Source organism: Bdellovibrio sp. KM01, from assembly GCF_013752535.1.
Taxonomy (GTDB): Bacteria; Bdellovibrionota; Bdellovibrionia; order Bdellovibrionales; family Bdellovibrionaceae; genus Bdellovibrio.
In genome coordinates this window covers 2524856-2548092 of record NZ_CP058348.1, presented here as the reverse complement: position 1 = coordinate 2548092, position 23237 = coordinate 2524856, and the positions used below count along the sequence as shown (strand labels likewise).

The following is a 23237-nucleotide window of genomic DNA, read 5'->3' as shown; positions in this document are numbered from 1 at the left end:
ATATGTTGAGAAAATAATTTCGATGAGCTTTAGAATTAAACTTTTATTGGGGATGGTCCTTTTACCAACAATCTGTTTGTTGGTATTCTTAAGTCTATCAGTAGTCACCTTCGTCGATGATAAAAAAGCTTTCGTATATGAGTGGAATCAGCTTCAGGCGCGATACATTGCCAGTCAGATTGATTTAAATCTAATGCGTATGAAGAACGATCCTCAAGAGGCGTTGTTCGTCGCGCACGTGGACACGTCAATGAATAATGTCTTAGATGTGGCTGGTCGAGTACAAAAAGACGAGGCCGTCAGCATCATTAAAACCTATGCTGCAGCGATGTGTTCAGGCCTTCGCAGTATCACTTGGATCGAAATTGAAGGCCGCATGGTCTATACTTATTGCCATAAACTTAAAAACAGCTATGAGCTCTTTGCCTTCGATCGCAGTCGCCTTGAAACCTACTTTGCCGAGCGTGGAATCAGCGAAAACATCCTAGTGGGGTATGATGGCTACGTGATCGCAGGACCTCCGGGATTCCCTATTGGGCGCGAACTCACATCTATTGTCGGTAATGGTGTTAAAGAGATCTTTGATAACAGCTTTGAAAAAGGCCGGGTCGAGATCAAAGACAAGCGCGATGGTGAAACGTACCTTTTGAATTTCTACCGCATTCCCAATGAATCTTTATTGATTATCTCGATGACGGCGAGATCGGCGCCAGAGCGTGCGGCCTATTTCTTTGTATATCGTGGTGTTATTTTCGCCGCAGCCTTGATGTTGATCACGATTATGGCAGCGTTATTTGCTTCTGGCGCCTTGATCCGCAGTGTGGTGCGCTTGAGAAATGCTATGCAGAACTTCGGGGCAGGACAAATGGATGTGCATCTTGAAGTGGGCTCAAAAGATGAAGTCGGGCAGCTTGCGGGACTTTTCAATGATATGGTGACTCATATCAAGCAGCTGATGTCAGTGCACGAAGAAAAAGCGCGTATCGATGCCGAGATGGTCCTGGCTTCAGATCTGCAACGTAAATTCTTTCCGTTGGATATCTATTCAAACAGTCGCTACCAATTTGCAGGCTTTTACGAACCGGCAAGTCAATGTGGTGGGGACTGGTGGACCTATGTTGAAACGGAAGATCATTTTATTGTTTGTATTTGCGATGTGACGGGGCATGGCTTGCAATCCGCTCTTATTACTTCGGCTGCGTGTGCGGTGGTGGCAAGTTTTAAATCCAACTTGCAGGGGCCCGCTCAGTTAATGCAAGCCATGAATCGTGCGGTGTTTGAAACATCTCGCGGTGCTTTGAACATGACTTGCTTGATCGCGTCGTTCGATAAGCGTGATAACACCATGACTTATTGCAATGCCAGCCATGAGCCGACGTATTATTTTACTCCTCGAGATGGTATGAAACGTACCGATATAAATGTCTTTGAGGCGGTCAATGGGCCTCGCCTGGGTGAAAGCTTAGATGCGGAATTCACGGAAACGGCATTGTCGTTTGAAGCTGGCAGCGTCTTCTTGTTCTATTCCGACGGTCTTAAAGATATCGTTAATAGCGATAATAAGGCATTTGAGGAAAGACGGATTTTGAAAGTTCTGACCAAAGTGACGAACGACTCTTTTGCGGCTGATGCGATCTTGAACATGGCTAAGAAAGATACCAATGAGTGGCGTGGGCAGTCAGGTTTAATCGATGACTTATCTTACTTCATCGTCAAACACAATACTGACGGCCCTTCGCACTAGTTTTTAGGTGTTTCAGGAGTCAGCCAATTTGCTTCTGTATCTTTAAGAATCGGAATATGTTTAAACTGACCCGCAGGAAGAAAGTGACGCTCTTCCTGAGAGTCTTTGTTTTGAATCACCATGACTTGCGGGCCTGCGGTTTGGGGTGCATCCACCCATTTGATTTCGTCTTTAAAAAGTTCTGAAATGTTTATTTTGTTTCTGATCCCATTTGTAATCACGATGGATTTTGCCTGCATACGTTTCGCCAGCCAAGGAGGGGAGATCACTTCCACATTCCATTTTCCGAAAGGAATATTAGGTAAAGCGGTCGCCTTATTGTCCAGACGGGCAATGGTTTCGATCGGTTTGATATCGCCATGTATTTCCTTGGTGGAGTTTTCTGGCGTCCACTGAAGTGTCAGTGCCATTTCATTCATATCAACTTCACCGACGGTCGTTTTCATCAGTTGCGCCCAGGGAATTTTTGTCAAAGTTCCTGGGAGTAGTTTGAACGTAATTTCTGTCCCATTGGCGGCATCTTCAAAGCGAATTTTGTATTCACCAGAAGGGACGGTGACTGCAAAGGGACCTTCCCAGGACTGATTGAATTTGTCATTTTGAATCGAGAAATGTGCCTCTTCCGGTGCCCCCGTGATTTCCAAAGACGCCGGAGGCGTTGGCGGCTTCACATCTTGTGGATTTGTGCTCGATTTCGGAGCATTTTTGCCTTGGCCTCTTAATTTGAATATTTTGATCTGAGTGCCGCCTGTGCGCATCGAGTCTTTGATTTCAGTATCAATGTCCTTATTTAAGGATTGGGCCACTTTTAGTTGATTTAAAAGGTCTTCCTTGGAGTCGATATCGGAGAAGTGGATGGTGAAGTTGTTCAGCTTCAGGTCCTTAAAGCACTGCATTTGGCTTTTGTCTTCTTTAAGGTCCAGGCCCACCATGAAGATCTCATAGGGCTTGTCTGTTTTTACTTTCTTATCTGCTTCTTTTAAAAACTCACAAGGGTTCTCGCCACAAGTATCAGAACCGTCGGTGATAACTACGGCTTTAGTCCCAGGATATTTTTGCAAGCGACTGACTAACGTTCTGAATCCTTGAGTCAGCGGCGTCTTACCGAAAGCACCTGGCTTCATTTCCATGACTTGTTTTTGTAAGGTCGGATTTTTTCCGTTCATCAAACGCACGTCTTTACATTCTTTTTCTGGCTTGGTTCCAAACACAATGGCTTCAGAGCTGCCTTGCGTGGGAGCCGTTGAAAGAAGGGCATGTACTTGCTTTTGAACGATCTGAATCTTGGGAGTCTTATTCAGCGGCTGCTCCATTGAGCCGGAGTAGTCGAGCATTAAAATGAATGAAAGAGCCGCTTGAGTAACCATTAGTATAGATCCTCACCAATACGAATCGAGAAGTAAGCTCCAAAGTCTGTGCGGTTCATTGTGCTGGTCTCTGATAGTAGAATGTTGTTTGCAAGAGCGGCTTCCTGTTGGTCAAGAAGCACCATTCCACCCCCGCAGACTCCGAATGTAATGTCATACAAACTGATATCTTGAGTGCACTTCTGAACTTTCAGACGATACCAATTCAAAGTAAAAGGGTCTTGTCGGAACTGCTGTTGCTCGGAGATTTTGGACATGAAAGCTGTGTCCAGATTGAGCATCCAGTGATCCCACTTGGCTGCGACACCGATCAAATAAGATTGCCTGTCGAATGAAAAGTGCTGCAAAGAATTGATCGACGTTGTCCAGGCCTCGGTGTCGTAACTCATACTGGGACCGATTTTGAAGTTTGGATAAGTTAGCCATGCACGGTAACCAAAACCTAAGGACGTATTGGTGACCGACAAATTGACGTCCTTTGATTTATAGCCAGGAGAGGAGGCATAGTTTCCAAAAATCTCGTGTTGAATCCACAAGGAATAGAGTTTGGTTGGCTGACCTTTCATGAATTGGAGTTGGACGAAAGGCATGTACTGCACACCTTCGGATGACAGGTCGTTTTGCAGCTGGGTATTGCCAGTCCAGGAGCTTTGTGAAAAAAGCAATCCACCTGATACTGCATAGCCCCAGTTGAAATTGTAGGTGGCATACTTGGGAGGCTTAGTTTCAGATTTGATTTCATCTTTGTTTGAAGCCTGAAGCTTGCGATTGATAAACGGCAAGACGGGATTTTTAGAAATCAATAGGGGATAAAGAGGGTCTGATTGCGCGACTGTTTTGGTGTGAGCCCAGTCGGAATCCCTTTTTCCCAACGGAGGATTCCAAGATTTCTCTTCGCGAACTGATATGAACTCACAATAGGGATTACAAATGTAAAGGATCCCTTTCCAGTCTTTACCCAGCCTTTGCTCGGTTTCTTCATCTGTTAATTTTGGTTTTTCATTCGACGTAGGAGCGGTCGTTTGCTGGGCGAATGAATCCCAGCAGATGAAAAACGTCAAAAAGAAAGTTAAAGCCCATATCATGATGAAACTATAGATTCGTCTAATCCAATTGGGTAGACCAGTAGTGAAAACTTACTTCATGAGGTCAACAGAATTCAGTTTTTTCTTAAAGAACCGGTAAATGGGAACCGAAAAGATAATATGCGCGCGTATTTGCTAACAATTCTATCGATGTGTCTCATTCAGGGATGCTCAAAAAGTGAACTGAGTAGTTCGGGAACACAGAACTCATTGTCGAGTTCTGAGTACTATGTTTCGGGAACTGCCAACACGCGCGTATTTTATAATGCTCCAACGGATGCCTATGGTTTGGGGACTTTCGTCACCGAGTTAGGTGCTGAAAATGGAAGCCTGGTGATTCCCTCGACATTGACGAAAGGTGATTACGGCGTGCGCACAGATCCAGCGGTTCCTCAACCATTGGATCTGACCGTGAAAGTGTATCGTGAGTCCCATCCATCTGGCGATTTTATCTTTGAAGCACCCTTGCTATCGTCACAGGTGACTGTGACCAATGTAACTACGGCGGTGTTTTGGTTGTTAAAGTGGGGATTTAATATTCCTAACATCAAAGTTTCTCAGAATACCTTCAATTCCATCGCAAGTAGCGTGGAGTTGGTTTGTCAAAACTGCCGCAGTCAAACGAACTCTCAAGTTCTTACATTCTTGCTCAGCCGTAACGACATCATTGCTAGAATCGCCAACACTCTGGCGACCGAAAATCCTTCCCTCAGCATTTCTTATAACTGGGCTCCTGCTGTTCTTTACTATGTATGGAGCAGCCCGGTTTTAACGACGAGTGGTTACGGTGCAAAATCTTCGAAACAGTTAGAAACAATTTCCGCGGACGTTGTGGCTGTCAACCCCTTGAATTCGACGGCGCGCATACAGCCGACTTCCTGGTTGTTGACAAGAAATGACAGTTCCACTGAAACGGTGACTGGCTCGCCATTGATTTATACGTTCACGAATGAAGACCAAGAGTCTGTCGATTTCAATCCGACGTTTGCAGACAGTGCAGATCTAAGTTCCAGAATCAAAATTCATTATGAAGTCGCGCGCGCAAATCGTGACCCAGTTTGTAATGAACCGATTCAGTTGACGATGAAAGCTAATCGCATTAACTCCTTTAGTCTGACGGCATATTGCCGTGACCTGGATAATCCAGTTGCGACTCCGAATTTGGGAGTTACGTATTCTCTGGTGTCGGGCCCTTCAGGTATGACTATCAATTCTTCAGGGGTTTTACGTTGGTCACCGACGAATGCTCTTGCTGGTAATACGTATAACTTTGAAGTTCTGGTGACGACGATGACGTCGGCCACTCACGTAGCCAAAGGAACGATCACGGTGAACTCTGTGCAGATTCCTGTATTTGCTTCGACAATTACGGGCGCATTTACAGAGGGGATTTCTTCCGACATCAACATCCCTGTCACAAATCCAGAAGGGGACCCATTGATTCTGTCGGTGGTTGGAGTCACGACAATCAAAAATGGAACGCCAAGTGGTGCTGGAAATTTAACAAACTATACATCTGATTTTACGAATCCTATTGCGCCTAATTTCGTATGGAGCTTTATCCCGAGCTATCTGCAGATGATTGGTAGTGATGGTTCGTTCTCGGTTACATTTAGATTGAAATACAATACATCAGCAGATTCAAATCTGGATGGAACCATGATTTTGGCGACCCAAACGGTCGTATTTAACTTAACCAATACAGATGACCCGCCAGTTTGGGATGTGAATGCCCAAGGTGGCAGTTTTATCGAAGGAACTACATTCTCGGTTTCTTTAGGCGTGGCGCGCGATCCGAATCCTAATCCAACCGCGATGAGCTTTGCATTGCAGTCAAGTGACGGTTCATGTGACTGGAGCGGTACAACGACAATTTCATTTAATAGTTCAACCGGGGAAGTGCGTTTGGACGGATATCCAGCCTTTGACTCGGAAAATACTTGTTCCTTCCAAGTTGTGGCGACAGATCAAAACTTGATGGCGACAAAATCACAGGTTTTCTATTTTGATACCGTTAATACAAATCGCCCTATTACAGAGATCACATCTCCGAACGTCGATGAAATTGACGGTACGGAAAATCAAACGATGTCGATTCCTGTGGCGGAAATGTTCAGTGATCCTGACTTGGATATACAAGACTCCAGAGAGGACATCACTTGGACCTGTATGGTGAATACAACGGGCTTGGGATCACCATATACGGATACTTGTCTTAGTATGAATATCAAATTCAAGTTGTCCTCGGGAGCTTTGACGGGGGCTTGGAATCCTGATTTCGGTACCGCAGGAACCTATTATGTTCAGTTAACGGCAACGGATGTGGGCGGAGTTTCAGCGTCTCATAAATTCAAAATGGTGATCGCCCCAAGTCCGGCTCCTATGGTTGTGACTGTGCAACAAGGTGGTATGGATACAACTATGGTGACGACATCTGAAGGAGTGACGACGCCAATCACGCTTCATGCTGTCGCGAAAACTCAGGACGCGCAAAATATTTATTCTTATATCGTTTCTGGTCCAACTTGTTATGTGACGATCGGTGGAGGTTCTTGCCGCGCAGCCATGATTAAGGCGCCTTCCACGGTGGAAGGTTCGGGTGATCAGGACTTCATCTATAATATTGTTACGAATTTTACGGACGGAGACAATCCTTTACCTGGGACCAGCAAAACCTACATTTTGAATTTCACGGTGACCAAAACAGACGATCCGACTATATATAGTCAGGTTGCAGTGACGGTCCAGGTGGATAACACGAATCGGGCTCCAACGAGCATTGGCCTGACTTCGGGAAGCAACGGATGTACGGGAAGTACTGCGAACTCATTAACGACGGCCTTCACTATTTGTATCAATTTGGCACAGAATTCTAAGTCAGGAAATTCGTGGCAGAAATCCTATACGAATACACTTTCTTATGTAGATGCCGACGGTACAAATGATTCCTATTCGTTGGGATTCACGACGACATCAGCTCCAGGAAGTATTAATACCACGTCGAACGTCTGGACTATCAAGCTTCCCTCATGTCTTAACGCAGGCACCGGAACAGTCTCGCGAACCTACTATTTGAAAGTTCAAGATGGTCGTGGTGGAACATATCAACGTGAGATCATCATGAAGTTCCAAAATGCAGCAGCTGCTTCGAGTTGCTTATAACTTTTGCTTGTCTCTTCCAGAGAAACATTGACCTCATTTTTGTTTAAAATCGTTTTAAAGCTCAAAAAGTACTCAAGAAATGCCGATAAGTCCTTGTGAATTCTTTTTAACACGGATGATTTTTGCCAGCTTGGAGTGCTATGAAATCTCAATACAATATGTTTAGGATTGTTGCGATTTCGTTCTTGGTAACGGTTTCGGTTTTTATTTCCGGTTGTCTTAAGGAACGCGAGAGCACGGGGACTGCAGCATCAACAAGTGCATGGTTTGCGGGTGCAACTTCCGCAAAAAACTTAGGTGGTTATCCATCGGCAGTGAAGGTTTCCTGGGCTCGCGCAGATCGTTCGACTCTGGGTTATAATATTTATTCTCTTCGTGCGAATTCTTCTACGGGAGCCAACGAGTGGACACTGGTGGGCGCAGTCGATGCAGACCAGACTTCCTATACAGATTCAGACAGTTTATCCGAAGGACAGGTTTACACTTACAAAGTTCAAGCTATCGATGCAACCTCGGGCGCTGAAGACGGGAATACCAAGCAAGTTTCCACTGTGACCTTCTATGGTATCGCAGGAGTGACGATCACGGGTAAGACGACGGCGACTGTTTCCTTGAACGGTAGCACGGGTGCGTTTGATTCCATTCATATTTATGCCCAACCAAAAAATGGCAATGGCACAGCGACCTTGGTGGCGACTGCTAACGGCAATATCGAAAACATCGACATCACCGGTTTGCGCTCGGGTGTGAACTATAAATTTTCGGCAAGAGCTTACATGAGTTACTTGGCAGCAGAAGATGGCAATGAATCCTTCGTGCTGGGTCAAACGTATTCAGATAGTTTCGGTAGCGGTAAAACAAGTGATACGACTTATTACTATCGCGGGGTTTTGAATTTCCGTGGATTTGGTCTTGCACCGAACGCAACAAGCGGTCCTACGGGCCGCCAGTTTAGCATGACGTGGTTGCCATTCAGTAACGCAACAGGCGCTACTAAGTATAAAATTGTGCGCTCAACAACGACGTCCATTGATATGACGGCGACGACGGCCTGCACTTCTACGACGACTTCCTCTTGTAAGGTTTGTGAAGTGACAGGTTCTCCGTACTGCGAAGATACGAACTTAGCAGCACCTCCTCAAACTTATTACTATGCGATTTCTGTTATCAAAACCGATTCCTCAGGAGCGACATATGCTGAGGAATTGCCGTGCCAAAACTCGACTGATTGTTCAAACATGGCTCTTTATACAGTGAAAGCTCACGTGCCTCCAGATTACATGGTGTTGGTGCAACGTGATGCTGCCAATTATGAAATGTGCATGAACATCAACGCATCCAGTGACCCACGCCGCAATCAGCGTTGCGTGTACTATGGACTGGGGGCAGTTCCAGCAACGACGGGTCCGTCAAAACCCGCTAAGACGTATGACAGTGGTTACTATGACTTTGGCTATAATGTCATGATTGACCGTTACCGTGTTGCGTGTAATTGGACTAAGACATCAGCGACGTGTGGGCCGAATGGGTGCGTAGACGTTTTGAATTCAGTAGACAACTCAGTAACACCTCCGAGTAATTCTGTCGGAAGCAACGGGAACATCTTCTATGGTCATCACAAAGGATGGTGGCTTCAGGATTCTTGTTACGTAAAATCCGGTGGTGCTTGGGTTGGCTTAAGCAGTACGACGTCTTTAACTGATGCAGAAATCTCTTCTGCAATCACGAATGACCCAGGCCCTACGAATGCTAAACACAGACCGCCGGTTTCTGTATTTACTCAGTCCGCTGGAAGCAAAATGTGCAATGTTCAATCTACCGCGTATGGCACGAAACGTTTGATGCGCCGTCGTGAGTATTTGGTGGCATCACCGTTGCCATATATTCCAGGTGAAGCGGGTTATATGAGTTCTTTGATGGCGGGGGCTGCGCCTAAAAATAACCTTTGTGATCCAGACTCCTATACTCCGGTGACTCGTGCGACGACTATCACAGAGTGGTTGGCTGGAACGAATTCCTATATTTCAATGAATGTCGGCGGAAACTCATTGAACGCTTGGGACAATTACGCGAACTTAAAGCCATTTATTGGTAGCACGGCGACTAAAGAGTGCGTGTCAAGATTCGGCATTCAGGATCCATTGGGTGTAGGAACCGTATTCTCGGATACATTTGTTAGAACAAGTGGCAGTTCGACTCCGATTACGATTCAGGCAACCACATCGACGTTGGATGCCGGAAACTCAGATCACGGCTCCTTCCATTTTAATGGGACACTAGGTCCTTATTTCTATACGACGAACAGTGCTGGCTGGTATGCTTACTTCGGTTATGCAACATGGGGTATTCCTTGCGGAGGTACTGCTGCGACGGGGTACTTCATTCCGGCAATGGGACTTCCGGTTTGCGCTTGGACACTCAGCTCAACCCAAAACATGAGAAAAATGTCTGAGTATCAGTTGACGGGTCAGATGGGGACTTATCCTGTAAACGGTACCGGGGATTCTATCCAGTATAACGTTCATATGATCGCTACCACTTATTCAACGCATTCGGGATTGAATTCCCGTTATTCGACATTCTGGGCTGGCTCAACGACTCGCAGTTACTACAGTAACTTGTTCTGTGCAGTGGAGGCTGAATAGATGAAAACATCTAAGCTTTCTTCTCTGTTGGTCATTTCGTCGATGTTGATGTTGGCGGGTTGTTTTGACAGTTTGAGTTCATCAAACAGAGTGGCTTCCTCAACCTCTACGACGAGTGCGATTACGAGTGCTCAGTTCACGGGTGTAAGCACGGCCGTCAACAAAGTGACGGGGATCTTGATTTCTTGGCCTGGCGTTACTGATGTGAGTTTAGTAAAAGCATACCGTGTGTATCGTGTGTCCGGTTCTAAAAAGACTTTGCTTACCACTCTAGCTCCGTCACTGAATTCCTTCATGGATGGTACCGTGACTTGGGGTTCAATATATGCTTATCAGGTTAATGCTGTCGACCAAAACGGAATCGAAGATAGCAATACTAAAACTGTCAAGGCGGTGTCTTGGTCGGGAATTAGTTCAGTACAAGCTTCTTCCCGTACTTCTTTAGTAGTGTCTTTCGCAAATCTGGCGACGGTTATCGATGAAATTCGTATCTATGCGCAATTGGGAGTGGGTGGGAATAAAACTCTTGTCGCCACTATTAGCGGGTCCGATACAAGCGTCGAAGTGACAGGGCTTCGTACTGGGTATAATTATATTATTAGTGCTCAGGGATATATATCTTCACTGGGTAAAGAAGATGGCAATGATGTGACCTTCAAAGTTCCTACCATGACCGTCGGCTATGACAATGATGGATCAGATTCTTCTCAATGGAGAAACGTCATGTCGGTTCGCGCATTTGGTGAAGCTCCTGCGGCTCCGGTGCATCCATCGGGCAGCAACCAGTCGCCTTCGGCTCGCACTGTTGAGCTGACCTTTAATGCATTCAGTTCACAAGGAACCGCTGCAAAATATGTCGTGGTAAGAACGGTTGACGGTAAAACATTAGATAGTTCTGTCACTGCGGCTTGTACCGACACCTCCCAATCAAGCTGTGTTGTTTGCAGCATGGTGACGCCAACAAATGGTGTTGTTTATTGTCGTGATACGAACGTGGCCGCGTCTCCGGCTCGCTATAGATATTCTATGGCTTTGTCACACACGGATACTGCAACGAACGAAACGTGGGTTGAACCATTACCATCGAACTTGGATCAATTGGAAAGCTATTCCGTGCTGGTTCCAATTCCGCCCAAGAACATGGTCCTGGTTCAGCGCGATGCTGCGAACTATGAGATGTGTATTCAAATGAATAAAACATCTGATCCCGTGAACAACAACCGCTGCGTGTATTCTGGTATTGGCGGTCAGCCTTACAGTTCGGGTCATAACAAGTCTCCTTTGAATTTGCCAACGGGTTACTATGACTTTGGTTACAACCTTTTCGTTGATCGTTGGGAGACTGCTTGTAATTGGACGATGGCTTCTCAAGGTGGTAAGTGTGGTCCGAACCATACTGACGGTGACTGTATTGGCTATGGGGCTAACCTAACAACAAAGGCCCCTCAACCGGATATTGGTAAAGTCGGTGACGTCTATTACTATTTGGGCACAAGTTCAAATGGTAACAATGAATGTTTTATCGCTGAGTCAGCGGACGGCAGCGGAAATATCAATTGGATGAGAGCCTCTGATGTTTACACCTCGGTTAGTGGGGTGACATTGGCAAACAAAATGTTGACCAACGATCCAGGCTATTATGACACGAACGGAAATCTGGATCGCTCCTTGCCAGGTAAGCGCGGGAAGATTTCATATAAATTGAATCAAATTTCTGCAGCTTATATGTGCTCCGCGAACACGGATGCCTATTACGGAACGAAGCGATTGGTTCGTCAGAGAGAAAACGTGGTTATTGCCGCGCCAGCACTGCTTTCGGGGGAGCCGTATGCGCACTCTAGCTATGCAACTTTCTATGCCAATTACTTCCAGGGAAATCAGAATCACGGAACCTATGCGGGTTGTGATGCCGCATCAGCAGTTGATACCTTACCCACAACTTTTGCTGACATGTTAAACTTGTCGGGTACGTATAAGGAAATGATTCGTTTTACAGATGGTTCTGGTGGTACAAGTTATGGCTTTAGGACGTACATGCCGGGAGCTCTTGCAACCATCGATTGCGTTTCCCGATATGGTGTTCAGGACTTCAATACGCGAAGATTTACCAGCGATATCATTTCATATAGTACCTCAACGCAGCTTACGACGGGTTTGATGTCGCCTTATGACAACGGTAACAGAGATTTCCTTTCTGATATTACAGGTGGTCAAACAGGTTATGTGATCGACGTGACCAAGTACACATCTGGCGGTATCTCTTATAATTCAACAAACTTAACGGCCTTGATTCCAGCACTGGGGTTACCAATTGTGACTGCGAATCCTTCATCTGAATATTTGGCGAAGGCGTTGATAATTCAACCGTATAACTTCGGTCAAACAGGACCGGTATCAGGATCTGGTTCAGGAACTAAAATGTTCTTGTCGAGTGGTCGCTGGAATGCTCGTTATGACTTTGCCGTCAGCAATGACACAGTTCAGGGCGAACTTCGTTGCGTTCTGCCTGCAGAATAATAAAAAAAGCCCGGTTGCATCCGGGCTTTTTTGTTTCAATTTTCAATCTATATTAAAATCTAAACTGCATCTCGATACCCCAAACATTGCCACGCTCGATTTCGGCGTTGGTTGTTGGAGCTTTGCGTACCGTCAGGTGAGCTCGTGCATCTTGAACCACATCTGTTCCAATAAGGTCATTGATCTTATCAGCCACCACACCCATAGGATTCATCACGATCATCGCAAAAGCACCCAAGCGTTTGGAACCCAAAAGCTCGCCGTTGTTGGCTTTGATTTTTAGCTCTGCACGATAAAAGATCTCACCCAGGATAGAGCCCACGATCGGTGTTGCGAACAAGTCTTGAATCGATGGTTGTTCAGCAAAAGCCTCCACACCAAACTCCCAGAAGAACGTCGACATCAGAACCGAATAACCGAAGGATTGCATCATGCTTAAACCCTCATTACGTGCCACTTGGTAGTAGGCAGCACCAGAGTAAGGGTGCCCGATGTAATTGATCATCCAGTCGTCTTTATCCATGTGGGGGCCCGCTTTAACGTTCTCTTCCCAATTCTTAGGAAGGTTCTTCATTTTAGACTTGTCCCATTTTGAGACACTCTCAGGCATCAAGTACAAAACACCGGCAACACCCAATGCTGCCAAAGCCACGTTACGAGTGGAAGTGATGATGTTCTTGTCTGTTGAAGTGTACTTGCTAATGTTCAGTTCACGTTGCCATTGAACTTCGTTGGACTGGCTTAGAACCGTGACTGTTGCGATAGGCTTTTGATTGTCCTGAATGCAAAGGCCGCTGACATCGTTCATCGCTTTTAAAGTTTTATTGGCTTGCAGCTCTTTTTGAATCGCCAGACATGCTTCCTGGTCACGGGTGTCGATACTGATAACCTGACCTTTAAGCATCATGCGCTTTTGATCGTCCTGCATTTTCGCGCGAGTCACACGCTCGATGTCTTCTTGGTTGTAGTGTTTGCGACGGTTCATCAGGTCTTCAACAGAGTTTTTCTGAGCGTTTCCTTGGGTCACATAATCGAGGGAGCTTTTGTTCCAATCGATAGAGGAAGAGGCTGCTGTAGATGTCTGAGTTTTAGGCAAAGACGCAAAATTGCCAGCCATCGCCGCGCTAACCTGAAGTGCCGCCACCCCAAATGTAATATATCGAAGAACAGCCTTCATTTCGTAGACTCCTTTGAAAATTTGATTCCGAAGACAGCAACATTGCAAGATCGTGACCTTAGCATTCTTAAGGAGTCATAGAGTTCAGATTCCAGTGACAATCGTTGGCTGGTGCAAAGCCCATGAACATCCAACGACGACTATATATAAGGAAGGGGGCGGCGTAAAACCTGCACTAAATGAATAAGATCATTCCTTATTTTTCGTTTTTGCTGAAAGTGTGTATATGTTGAATAAGTTTTTGAAAACCACTTTAATTGTGATCTTAATGTCACTGGGGCTGTCGGCGAATGCCGCACCCAAGGACACAGGTCTTTATCTTTCTTTCGAGCAAAGACTTGCAGTGACTTATGCCCTGATGGCTTCCGGTGAAACGACCGAGCAACAGGAAAAAACCCTGGATCGCGGAATTAAATACTTTCAAGCAGTTTCCCAAAAACCTGTTCAGGAGATCGAAGTTAAAAGCTTTAATGAATTCTTAGCGGCCTTCCGGGGACAGTGGCCAGATACACAAAGTGTGAACCTGGATTTGGATTTGATTGAAAAAGATGGTCCTCGTCCGATGCATATCTTTCGAGCGACAAGTTACCGCGTGCAAAGACAAATCGATGACTATATCGATTGGCAGCTTGATCAATTGAAATCTATCGCTGAAAAGGCCGCGGGTGGCAAAGAAGCCCTGGTAAGTCCTTTGATCATGTCTCGCGCGATGGCGATGCTTAATAAAAGCAGTGAGGGCCACAAGGCTTTGAAGCATATGTTTTTGCAAAACAGCGATAAGCTTTTTCAAGGGCATTTGAAAGAGTTTGATCGTATCGGTGAAAAAATCGCGACGTCAGGGCTGGCATCCACGCAAGATCCGGCAGTAAAAATCGTTATGCAGACGATGCTCTCTGAATACTTCGCAAGACTTTCTTTGAATTCCAAGAAACTTATCGTGTCATCGTTCCTTGGTGGAGATCTGCGCGTCGGTGATATGCAGAAATTCGAGGTCATGGTTCAAAATTCTGGCCCTCAGTTACAAAAACTTTTGCAAATCGTGGCGCGCCAGGGGGATCTCAGCCCCGAGATGACAACCGTGTTTAAGCGGCTGGAAGACGCCGTTCGCCCAGTTCCTTACCGTCAGGTTGAAGAGCTGTTAAAAGCGGAAAGACAGAATTACGAATTCGTCTATTTTGAGCAAAAAGCCCTAGGTGTCGGAACAATGGCGCAGGTTCACCGTGCAAAGATTCTCTTCAATGGTCGTCGTCAAGATGTTGTCGTTCGCTTTATTAAACCCGATATCGAAATGCGTGTGCAAGAAGACTCACGCATCCTTAAAGAAGTAGCGGAAATTTTGGATGCGAATCCTGAATTGATCAAGTCAGGTATGCCAAAGATTTCGCCTTTGGTTTCCGATGTGACTGCGACGGTGACGGCAGAACTTAGTCAGGAAGACACCGTGGCCCGTCAAAAGTTTGCAGCCACTCGTTATAACCAGGAAGTTTTCATGGAAACTCCTGATCATAAAAACGTTATCGAATTTCACGTCCCCGAAATCTATCCACCCGTGGGCTCTAAAACGAAACTCATGGTTCAGGAAATGGTCTTAGGTCAAAAGCTTGATAAAGAAGCTAAGCAGTGGAATGACGTTGCACCTCAACTTAAGCAAGGTGTTGTTGAAGCGCTGGTTCGTTTGTGGGGGACCGAAACTCTGTTCGGTGAAGGCTTTTATCACTCCGATCTTCATCAGGGAAACTTCCTGGTGCAATTTGGTGATGAAAAGATTCGCGTAAACTTACTTGATTTCGGCATGGGTGGAAAAATCACTCGGGAGTTACAAGAAAATCTTCTATTGCTTGAGACAGCATTGACATTAAGAGACGCGAAATTGATTGGGCAAACTTTGTGGGATATCAGTAGTAAATCTGCAAACGCTGTGACAGAAGCTAAGTTTAAATCCTTGGTTTCAGCAAAAGTAAAACTTGGTTTTAAAACTAAGGAAGATGCTTCCGCAGATGAGTGGACGAAGTGGGCGCTTAATAATGGCCTACGTTTGCCGTATGACTTTATTAATATAAATCGTGGTTTGACGATTCTAAAAAAGCTATTGGAAGATAGTGGCAGTAAGAAAGATTTAACTCAAATCATGTCCAAAGTGGCAATACAAAGACCGCGTCAGACTATAAGCACTCTGGTGGGTAAGGATCGTCTTTCTACTTTGGAGCTTATTGAATCGGGACGCCGTGCTTTCTTGAGTAGGCCTCTCCCTCCTGCGCCGAAGCCTTCGGTGAAAATGTCCTGTTCCCAAGTATTCAACTAAATGTAACCGATAGTGTCTTTTGGTGGCGCTGTCGAAATTTTGGATATCGTATCTCTTCTATATTGCTTGTTATTACGGCAGACCTCTTGCAATTCTGAGGGAGTCATAGGTTTAAACAGTAAATCATATAGGAGAATTTATGAAATCAGTGAAGTGTGCATTGGTTGCAGGCCTTGTGCTGGCAACGACAGTGGCGAATGCGACGACAATCGCGGCGCAATCTTTAAAATGCGGTGGTTTGATCGCCGTTGATATTCAAAGCAGCAATTCCGGTGTTTTGTCTGTCACACGCGTGGGCCGCAATTCAACGTGCGAAAACGTTAAAGTTTCATCTTTGGGCGTTAATAAACGTATCCCCAATGAAGGCTTGAATATCCGTATCAACCCTAAAGCCCTTGGTAAACAAGTGGCGATCATCGTTGATGGCACAACTGATTCAGAGGTTGTGGTTTTGAACGTGGATGCTTCTGCGGTTGCAAGTGCTGCTGCGAGCGAAAGAAAAGCCGCTGAAGATAAAGCGACAGCCGTAGCTGTTGGTGGTGCGGTGGCTGTCGGTGCCGCCGCCATTACAGCAGGCGCCGTTGAAGAGGGCGAAAGATAAGCATGAAGGGAGTGCGAATCCTCCTTTTGTTGGTGGTGATGATTTCGGGGTCGCTTTCTGCGGCTTCGATTTCATTGCGTGACCTGGATAAAATGGAAGATGTCGCACTCGCGGATCGTTTACAGCGCACGTTAATCATTCAGTATCAGCTTATTGCGGCTTGTGAGAAACAAAGCAGTCTTTCTGCTCAATTCTTGTGGCAAACCTATCCTCTTTTACAATCTGACTTGGTGGAGTCCGCAACGGATCAGGAGCGCCGTGATGGTATTATTAAGCTCATCTCCGCTATTCAGCAGTCCCGCTCTGTTCCCGTAGCTTGTTTAAAAGCGATTCCTTCGCAAAAAGTTTCATCTGTGAGAAAGCTTCTTTTGGTGCCGCCCTCATTGAATGGAGACACTCTGCGCTTTTACAAAGAGCTCAGTCCCGCATGTTTTCCGGTGGCCAGTAAAGGTTCATTTCAGGAAAAAGAAAACAACGCCTGTTTCGCAGGTGATCGCATGATTATGAAAGATCTTGAACAGCAATCTCTGTCAGTTCACGCTGATACTTTGAAATTTGCCAATGAACTTTTTCTTACCGCCAACACAGCGAAATCTCAAGATTCGATCGATCTTTTCAATGTTTATTTAAAAGTAGCCCGCCCTGATGTGAAAAAGATGTTCACACTGCTGGCGGCATTCTCGACCAGTGGTAATTCGGGTTTAACCGGTTGGCTTCAAGGTGTTGAAGACGCTGCTTTAGTTAAAGACCTCAACGACAGAGCCTTGTCGGCGACGGAAGTTTACAGCAACTTTAAGTTTTTGCAGGCCGCGAAAATGAGTTATCAGGTTTTCCGCCAAATTTCTGACGAGAAAAAACTAAAACTCACTCTTTTCGGGAATTCATTTGATAAATGGAACCGCCATAACGTGATTGCTGCTTATTTGGGGTGCAGAGAGCAGGGGGCTGAGGAACAGGTTGTTGCGAACGTCTCCCGCATCGGTCTCGGCTACGAGTCCAAGGATTTTATTGCACATTTACGACAGGGGATCTCCTGGAACTCTTCTGTGGCTAATTTCAAACAAGACACACAACGCTATCGTGACGGAGCATTGCTCGGATATCAGGCTTGCCATTAGAAGCACCGCATTTCTGGGGCTGGACTTGACAGTCTGGGGGGCGGGGAGTGTACTTAATGGATTATGAATAAGCCCAATAATTCCAATAATAAAGCCGCTCCAAAGACCCACGAAAAAGCACCTGCCGAAGGCGCTAATTTTCTAAAACAAATCATCGAGAAAGATCTTGAATCAGGCAAGGTGAAAGAAGTGGTGACTCGCTTTCCACCGGAACCAAATGGTTACCTTCATTTGGGTCATGCGAAATCGATTTGTTTGAACTTTGGATTGGCTCAGGAATACGGCGGTCGTTGCCATCTTCGTTTCGATGATACAAATCCAGAGACAGAAGACACTGAGTACGTTGAATCCATCATGAACGACGTTAAGTGGTTGGGTTATGATTGGGGCAAAAATCTTTTCTATGCATCTGATTATTTCGAAGAGATCTATCAATGGGCTGAACAACTGATCAAAGACGGTAAAGCCTATGTTGATTCTCAAAATGAAGAAGAAGTTCGTTTGAATCGCGGTGATTTCACTCACCCGGGCAAAAACTCTCCTTTCCGCGAGCGCTCGGTTGAGGAAAACTTGGACCTATTCCGTCGCATGCGCGCGGGTGAGTTCGCAGAAGGAGAGCACATCCTTCGTGCGAAAATCGACATGGCTTCTCCGAACATGAACATGCGCGATCCTTTGATGTATCGTATCCGTAAAGCTCATCATCACAGAACTGGTGATAAGTGGTGCATTTATCCAATGTACGACTATGCTCATCCGCTGTCAGATGCGAAAGAGATGATCACGCACTCGATCTGTACACTTGAGTTCCAAGATCACCGTCCGTTCTATGACTGGTGTGTGGAAAACGTGGATGTACCAGGCGAACCCCACCAATACGAATTCGCTCGTATGAATATGACTTACTTCGTAATGAGTAAACGTAAGCTTTTGCAATTAGTGAAGGAAGGTTTGGTGAACGGTTGGGATGACCCTCGTATGCCGACGATCTCTGCCGCTCGCAGACGTGGTTATACTCCAGAATCAATCCGTCGTTTCGCAAAACGTATCGGTGTCTCTAAAGCTGAAAGCTTGATTGAGTTTGATATTTTAGAAGCTTGCGTGCGCGATCATTTGGACGAGGTTTCTCACCGTGCGATGGCCGTTCTTGATCCAATCAAAGTAGTGATCACAAATCTTCCGGAAGGTCACAAAGAAACGATCTTGTCGTCTGTACATCCGAAAAATGCTGACTTGGGCAAACGTGAATTGTCATTCACGAAAGAAGTTTACATCGACGCTTCTGACTTTATGGAAAATCCAACAGAAGATTTCTTCCGTCTGGGGCCTGGTAAAGAAGTGCGTTTGCGTAATGCCTATGTGATTAAATGCAATGAAGTGATCAAAGATGCTTCTGGCAAAATCAAAGAACTTCGCTGTGAATACTTCGTTGAAACTTTGGGTGGTAAGCCTTTGGCTGACGGTCGCAAAGTAAAAGGTATCGTTCACTGGGTTTCCGCAACTGATTGCGTGGACGCTGAAGTACGCTTGTATGGTCGCTTATTCAAAGTAGCCCACCCTGAGGACGTACCAGAGGGCAAAGACTTCAAATCTAATTTGAACCCGGACTCTTTGAAAGTAATCAAAAGCGCAAAACTAGAAAAGAGCCTGGCAAAAGCCACTCTAGAAAACCGCTACCAATTCGAACGCGTGGGTTATTTCTGCTTGGACAACAAAGACTCCAAGCCAGAAAGCCTCGTCTTCAACCAAGTGGTAGACCTAGCCAGCTCCCACTAGGGTGCCAGGTCCTGTTTACGTGTACACCGCATTATAAAGAAAAAGCCCGGTTCATCACCGGGCTTTTTGCTTTTAGGGTTAATTCGGTTTGTTGTTTTTGTTCTCTCTTTCGAGTCTTATTTAATAAATCTTAAGTACAAGTCGTAAACCAATCCGTAGCTGTTATCTTTCATGACCACGACTGATTTGTAGCGAACCATGTTACCGTGTTGGTCGACTTCTTTGTAACGGCGGTCGTAGCGAAGGTCGATCGCGATCACACCTTTTTCATCCAGAGAGTGCAGCTCAGCAGCTTGAGCGATACCATCCAGATTGTCGTCTTTCCAAAGTTTCAGTGAGCTGAACACAGAGTCTGCGCCCGTGATGATTTTGTCTTTGTCGTCATCGTACTTAGCCAGAGCCGCGAAACCTTGTTTAGCAAACTTTTTATCTGGGCCCAGTGTCGCATCACCGAATAATTCGTTGATACCTAGAACCTTGCCTTGGCCATTTGGCAGAACCAGGAAGTAGTCTTCAGTGTCAGCAGAGGCGAACCAAGCTGATTTCACAGGTTTGTGGTTGTTTAATGCGCCCAGAAGGTCAAACATCACACCGTTCTCTGGAGAAGTCAGAGAGATTGGTTTTGGTGATTTCGTGTTCAATTGCAACAACAATGGGTCAATTTTATCAGCGTTCGCACAAGCAGCGTCGCCTTCAAAACCAACCAGGACGTTTGCAATTTGAACTTTGCCTTGAAGCTTGCCGTCTTTACCGATTCTGAATGCAGAGTTCACATCTAACATCGCAGCCACGGAATCAAGGATAGGAGCGACGGCTTTAGCGCCTCCATCCATTGAGTACTTATATGGAGAGGAAGCCTTAGCGCCATCATAGAACACCACAGAGTAAACACCTTCCGTCAGCGGAGCGCTGATAGGAAGTTCGATGTTTTTCGAAGTCGTTAGCTGATCTTTAAAGCTTTTTGAATAAGCTTCTGAGTCATAAACTTGCACAACTGTAGCGCCGGCCGCGATCGAACCCATAGTCGATTTATAAAGAACACCGACAATTTTGTTCGTCGTTGAAAGGATGGAAAGCTTAGACGTGTCGCCAACTTTTGGTCCGCAAACCGGGTTTGGCGTTACGCTGATTTTCGAATAGGCGGAATCGTCTGGCACATTCGTGCCGTCGTCTTCCGAGCTGTCTGGAGTGTTTGTACCCTCGTCTGGATACTCGGCACTGTCTGTAGCGCCGAACACAGTACCGTTATCAAGAGCGGACTGCTTGGCCTTTGCATCGATATTAAAGGCTGCTTTAGAGCAGTTTTGAAATGAGACAATCGTAACCGCCGAACCGATCAGGATGAATAGTTTGGCCAGATTCCCACGAAGATTTCTCATCAACCCTCCCCAGAGTTATAAGAGACACAGAATGTTCGTATTGCAAAATCGTGCCCACCCAAAAACGGCACCAACTGCAAACTGTTCGACACTGAATTTCCACGAGAGGGTGAAGTGTAAACCAAAATTTAGACAGTGAATGAACCCTGTCCAATTGGTTTTCATGGAGTTGTTGGGAATGTCTCAATGCTGGATTGATAGAATGAGCGCGAGCGAGCAGTGGAGCGCGCGGGATTATTTTCTTCGCTGCATAATAAAGCGGCTGCCATCATCCAGAAAGATCGTACGAGCTTGTGAAGCGCCGATTTCGTTGCCATAGGTATCAACGATCTTGATCTGGTTTTGCACCAGAGAGTTCTTAAACTCCGAAGTGCTAAGCTTTGATTTTACTTCTTTGTAGCTTGTTCCCGTAATGCGGGAAAGAACTTCTTCTCGGGAGTCAGACGAAGCAGTGCCAGAGGACCCGGAAGCCACTCCTCTGCGAGTATTTGCATTGGTTTTTCTGTCAGAGGCACCACCGGAATAGAATGTACCGCTGCCACTGCCTGAACCTGAGCTAACGCCAGAGCCGCCACTAGGAGAAGCCGCATTCACTTCATTGAAGTCAGCTTGTTCCTCGCCGGTAGCCTGCGAGCCACGCGGAGCTGTTGTCCCTCGACCGGTCGAAGCTACATTACGCGAGTTTGCAGCCGTAGCGGTTGGTCCGCCCGTGCGATCAGCAGCATTCGTTTGTCTGGTGAGGTCTACTTCCTCAACAACCTTCATACCATTTTTAGAACTAGGTACATAGATGCCTTTTTGTGCATCATAATTGTTGTTGGTGTCAGCCACAGATTTGCTCTCGTATCCTTCATGGCGAGCTTGGTAACGCTGATCGGAGCTGGAACGAGAAGAAGAAGAGCGGGAAGAGGATGAAGAATCATCGTTGCTAGCGAGTGCCGGAGTATTCATAACCCCCATCGCACGATCGGCCATAGCAAACACTGGCGCCGATTGGCGTTGGCTTGCAGCCACGGCCTTCGCTTTGCCTTCATCGGTCATGTTAACTGAATTCACCGCTAACTTATCAGCAGATGGAACTGCTTGCTTAACTTCCGCGACGGAAACTTCCTTGGCGATGTTTACACCTTCTCCATTATTTTCATTAGCTGTACTCGAAGGAAGGCGGGATTTTGACTTCTCCGAGTTTGTTTTCACTGGGGTTTCGGTTTTTGTTGAAGCGGGTGTCGATGCCGCAAGCTTATCATTGGTATCTTCTATTTCTTTCAAGTTGGAATGTCTTGCCGTTGTTTGGGGTTGCTGATTATTTAGGCAAATTGAAACCATCATCTCAACTTGGTCTTCGTCTTCAATTCCCGCTTTGTGAACAAGTTCATGAACAATTAAATCCTTAAAGTTCTTAACGGCTACGGACTGTGAAGAAGGAATTTCTAAAGTTATTTTTCCCTTCTCTGAATACTTTGCTTTTAGATTTGGAGAAGAGCTTGAAGAGCACGAAAATAGTTTATTTGCAGATGCATCGCCAGTTGAAATTTGCATCAATTGAAGTCTCATTTTGCTTGCAACAAATGCCAAATCAGTTTGAACATTTTTGTCTGTGAATTGCGATCTAATTGTTTCGCCCTTCATGCAAGTAGCGAAAGAATTGCTGAAATCAGGTTTTGAGACCTCGTAGATAGCATTGAGTAGTTGTCTATTTGTATTCTGAAATTTTTCGTCGGGACAGTCGATAGACTGAGAGATGATTTCTTTCTTGGATAAATTGCTAACTGCTTTAGTTAGCTTATCGATTTCTGATTCTGCATCTTTTGTTGTGCAAACTTCTCCATTCATGACTTTTAAAGGACGGATGTAGGCGAACGAAGGGCCACTAGAATCAAAAACGATTTTATTTACAGCAACGGAGTTTGACGAAGGTCGTTTGTAATGGATTTCGATAGAAGCTACGGCTCTTCCAGTAAATCTGATTTTTATAGTGCGGTTTTGATCCTTCAAGTACCAAAGATCAATTAGTCCGTTCGAATCAGCGTCAATTCTTATATCTTCATATGTTCCTGACGCGATCGTGCTGGATGCGCCCGGATTCACAATAACTTGTTTTGGCAAACCTACGGATGCAGCTGCAGCCTGTTGCAATGTGAACCAGAGTGCTAAAACGGTCTTCATATGAGACTCATCGGACGAAGGTCTTGAAAGTTTTAGGGTATTTTTTCTTTTGGACCTTTGATGGGCGATATTGTTTTGTTTTGAGATCCAATAAACCAATTGCATAATATCAATATGAGATTACTTATAATCGGCATATTAGTGCTTCCTCAGTTTAGCTTAGCGGAACGATGGGCGCGTCCCCCAGTAGACTTGACT

General features: G+C 45.6%; 13 protein-coding genes. 8 read left to right on the top strand and 5 right to left on the bottom strand.

The features are described from left to right. Nucleotides 1–22: 22 nt before the first annotated feature. Nucleotides 23–1744, top strand: coding sequence for a PP2C family protein-serine/threonine phosphatase (locus tag HW988_RS12350; RefSeq protein WP_181604553.1), 1722 nt, complete (start codon nt 23–25; stop codon nt 1742–1744). On the opposite strand, the gene HW988_RS12345 is transcribed toward HW988_RS12350, so the two are convergent. Together HW988_RS12345 and HW988_RS12340 are read right to left on the bottom strand one after the other, a co-directional pair. Then, complete coding sequence (locus HW988_RS12345; protein WP_181604552.1) at nt 1741–3111, bottom strand: vWA domain-containing protein; 1371 nt, start codon at nt 3109–3111, stop codon at nt 1741–1743. The two genes, HW988_RS12350 and HW988_RS12345, sit on opposite strands and share 4 nt — an antisense overlap. Continuing rightward, nucleotides 3111–4196 carry a hypothetical protein gene (locus HW988_RS12340; protein ID WP_181604551.1) on the bottom strand — a complete coding sequence of 362 codons (1086 nt, stop codon included), beginning with the start codon at nt 4194–4196 and terminating at the stop codon, nt 3111–3113. The genes HW988_RS12345 and HW988_RS12340 overlap by 1 nt, the downstream gene beginning before the upstream one ends. Nucleotides 4197–4316: 120 nt before the next feature. Between HW988_RS12340 and HW988_RS12335 the strand changes: the two genes are divergently transcribed. From HW988_RS12335 to HW988_RS12325, 3 genes are all read left to right on the top strand, one after another. Next, entirely contained in the window at nt 4317–7358 is a 3042-nt protein-coding gene (locus tag HW988_RS12335; RefSeq protein ID WP_181604550.1) for a putative Ig domain-containing protein, read from the top strand. 140 nt (nt 7359–7498) lie between these two features. Next, a complete protein-coding gene (locus HW988_RS12330; protein ID WP_181604549.1) occupies nt 7499–10003 on the top strand; it encodes a fibronectin type III domain-containing protein in 2505 nt (834 codons plus the stop codon). Beyond that, the gene (locus tag HW988_RS12325) at nt 10004–12520 is read left to right on the top strand and encodes a hypothetical protein (protein WP_181604548.1); all 2517 of its coding nucleotides are present in this window, start codon (nt 10004–10006) and stop codon (nt 12518–12520) included. Between the two features lie 52 nt (nt 12521–12572). Here the strand turns inward: HW988_RS12325 and HW988_RS12320 are convergent, their stop codons facing one another. Then, nucleotides 12573–13697 carry a DUF3943 domain-containing protein gene (locus HW988_RS12320; protein WP_181604547.1) on the bottom strand — a complete coding sequence of 375 codons (1125 nt, stop codon included), beginning with the start codon at nt 13695–13697 and terminating at the stop codon, nt 12573–12575. A 226-nt stretch (nt 13698–13923) separates the two neighbouring features. Between HW988_RS12320 and HW988_RS12315 the strand changes: the two genes are divergently transcribed. The 4 genes from HW988_RS12315 (at nt 13924) to HW988_RS12300 (ending at nt 19494) form a co-directional block, all read left to right on the top strand. After that, nucleotides 13924–15999, top strand: coding sequence for an AarF/UbiB family protein (locus tag HW988_RS12315; protein WP_181604546.1), 2076 nt, complete (start codon nt 13924–13926; stop codon nt 15997–15999). Nucleotides 16000–16138: 139 nt separating this feature from the next. Continuing rightward, a complete protein-coding gene (locus HW988_RS12310; RefSeq protein WP_181604545.1) occupies nt 16139–16600 on the top strand; it encodes a hypothetical protein in 462 nt (153 codons plus the stop codon). A gap of 2 nt (nt 16601–16602) precedes the next feature. Then, nucleotides 16603–17718 (top strand): hypothetical protein, encoded by a 1116-nt coding sequence (locus HW988_RS12305; protein ID WP_181604544.1) that lies wholly within the window; start codon nt 16603–16605, stop codon nt 17716–17718. A gap of 63 nt (nt 17719–17781) precedes the next feature. After that, nucleotides 17782–19494 (top strand): glutamine--tRNA ligase/YqeY domain fusion protein, encoded by a 1713-nt coding sequence (locus tag HW988_RS12300; RefSeq protein WP_181604543.1) that lies wholly within the window; start codon nt 17782–17784, stop codon nt 19492–19494. 116 nt (nt 19495–19610) lie between these two features. Here the strand turns inward: HW988_RS12300 and HW988_RS12295 are convergent, their stop codons facing one another. Both HW988_RS12295 and HW988_RS12290 read right to left on the bottom strand, forming a co-directional pair. After that, nucleotides 19611–20873 carry a hypothetical protein gene (locus tag HW988_RS12295; protein ID WP_181604542.1) on the bottom strand — a complete coding sequence of 421 codons (1263 nt, stop codon included), beginning with the start codon at nt 20871–20873 and terminating at the stop codon, nt 19611–19613. Between the two features lie 234 nt (nt 20874–21107). Then, entirely contained in the window at nt 21108–23039 is a 1932-nt protein-coding gene (locus HW988_RS12290; protein WP_181604541.1) for a hypothetical protein, read from the bottom strand. Nucleotides 23040–23237: the final 198 nt, after the last annotated feature.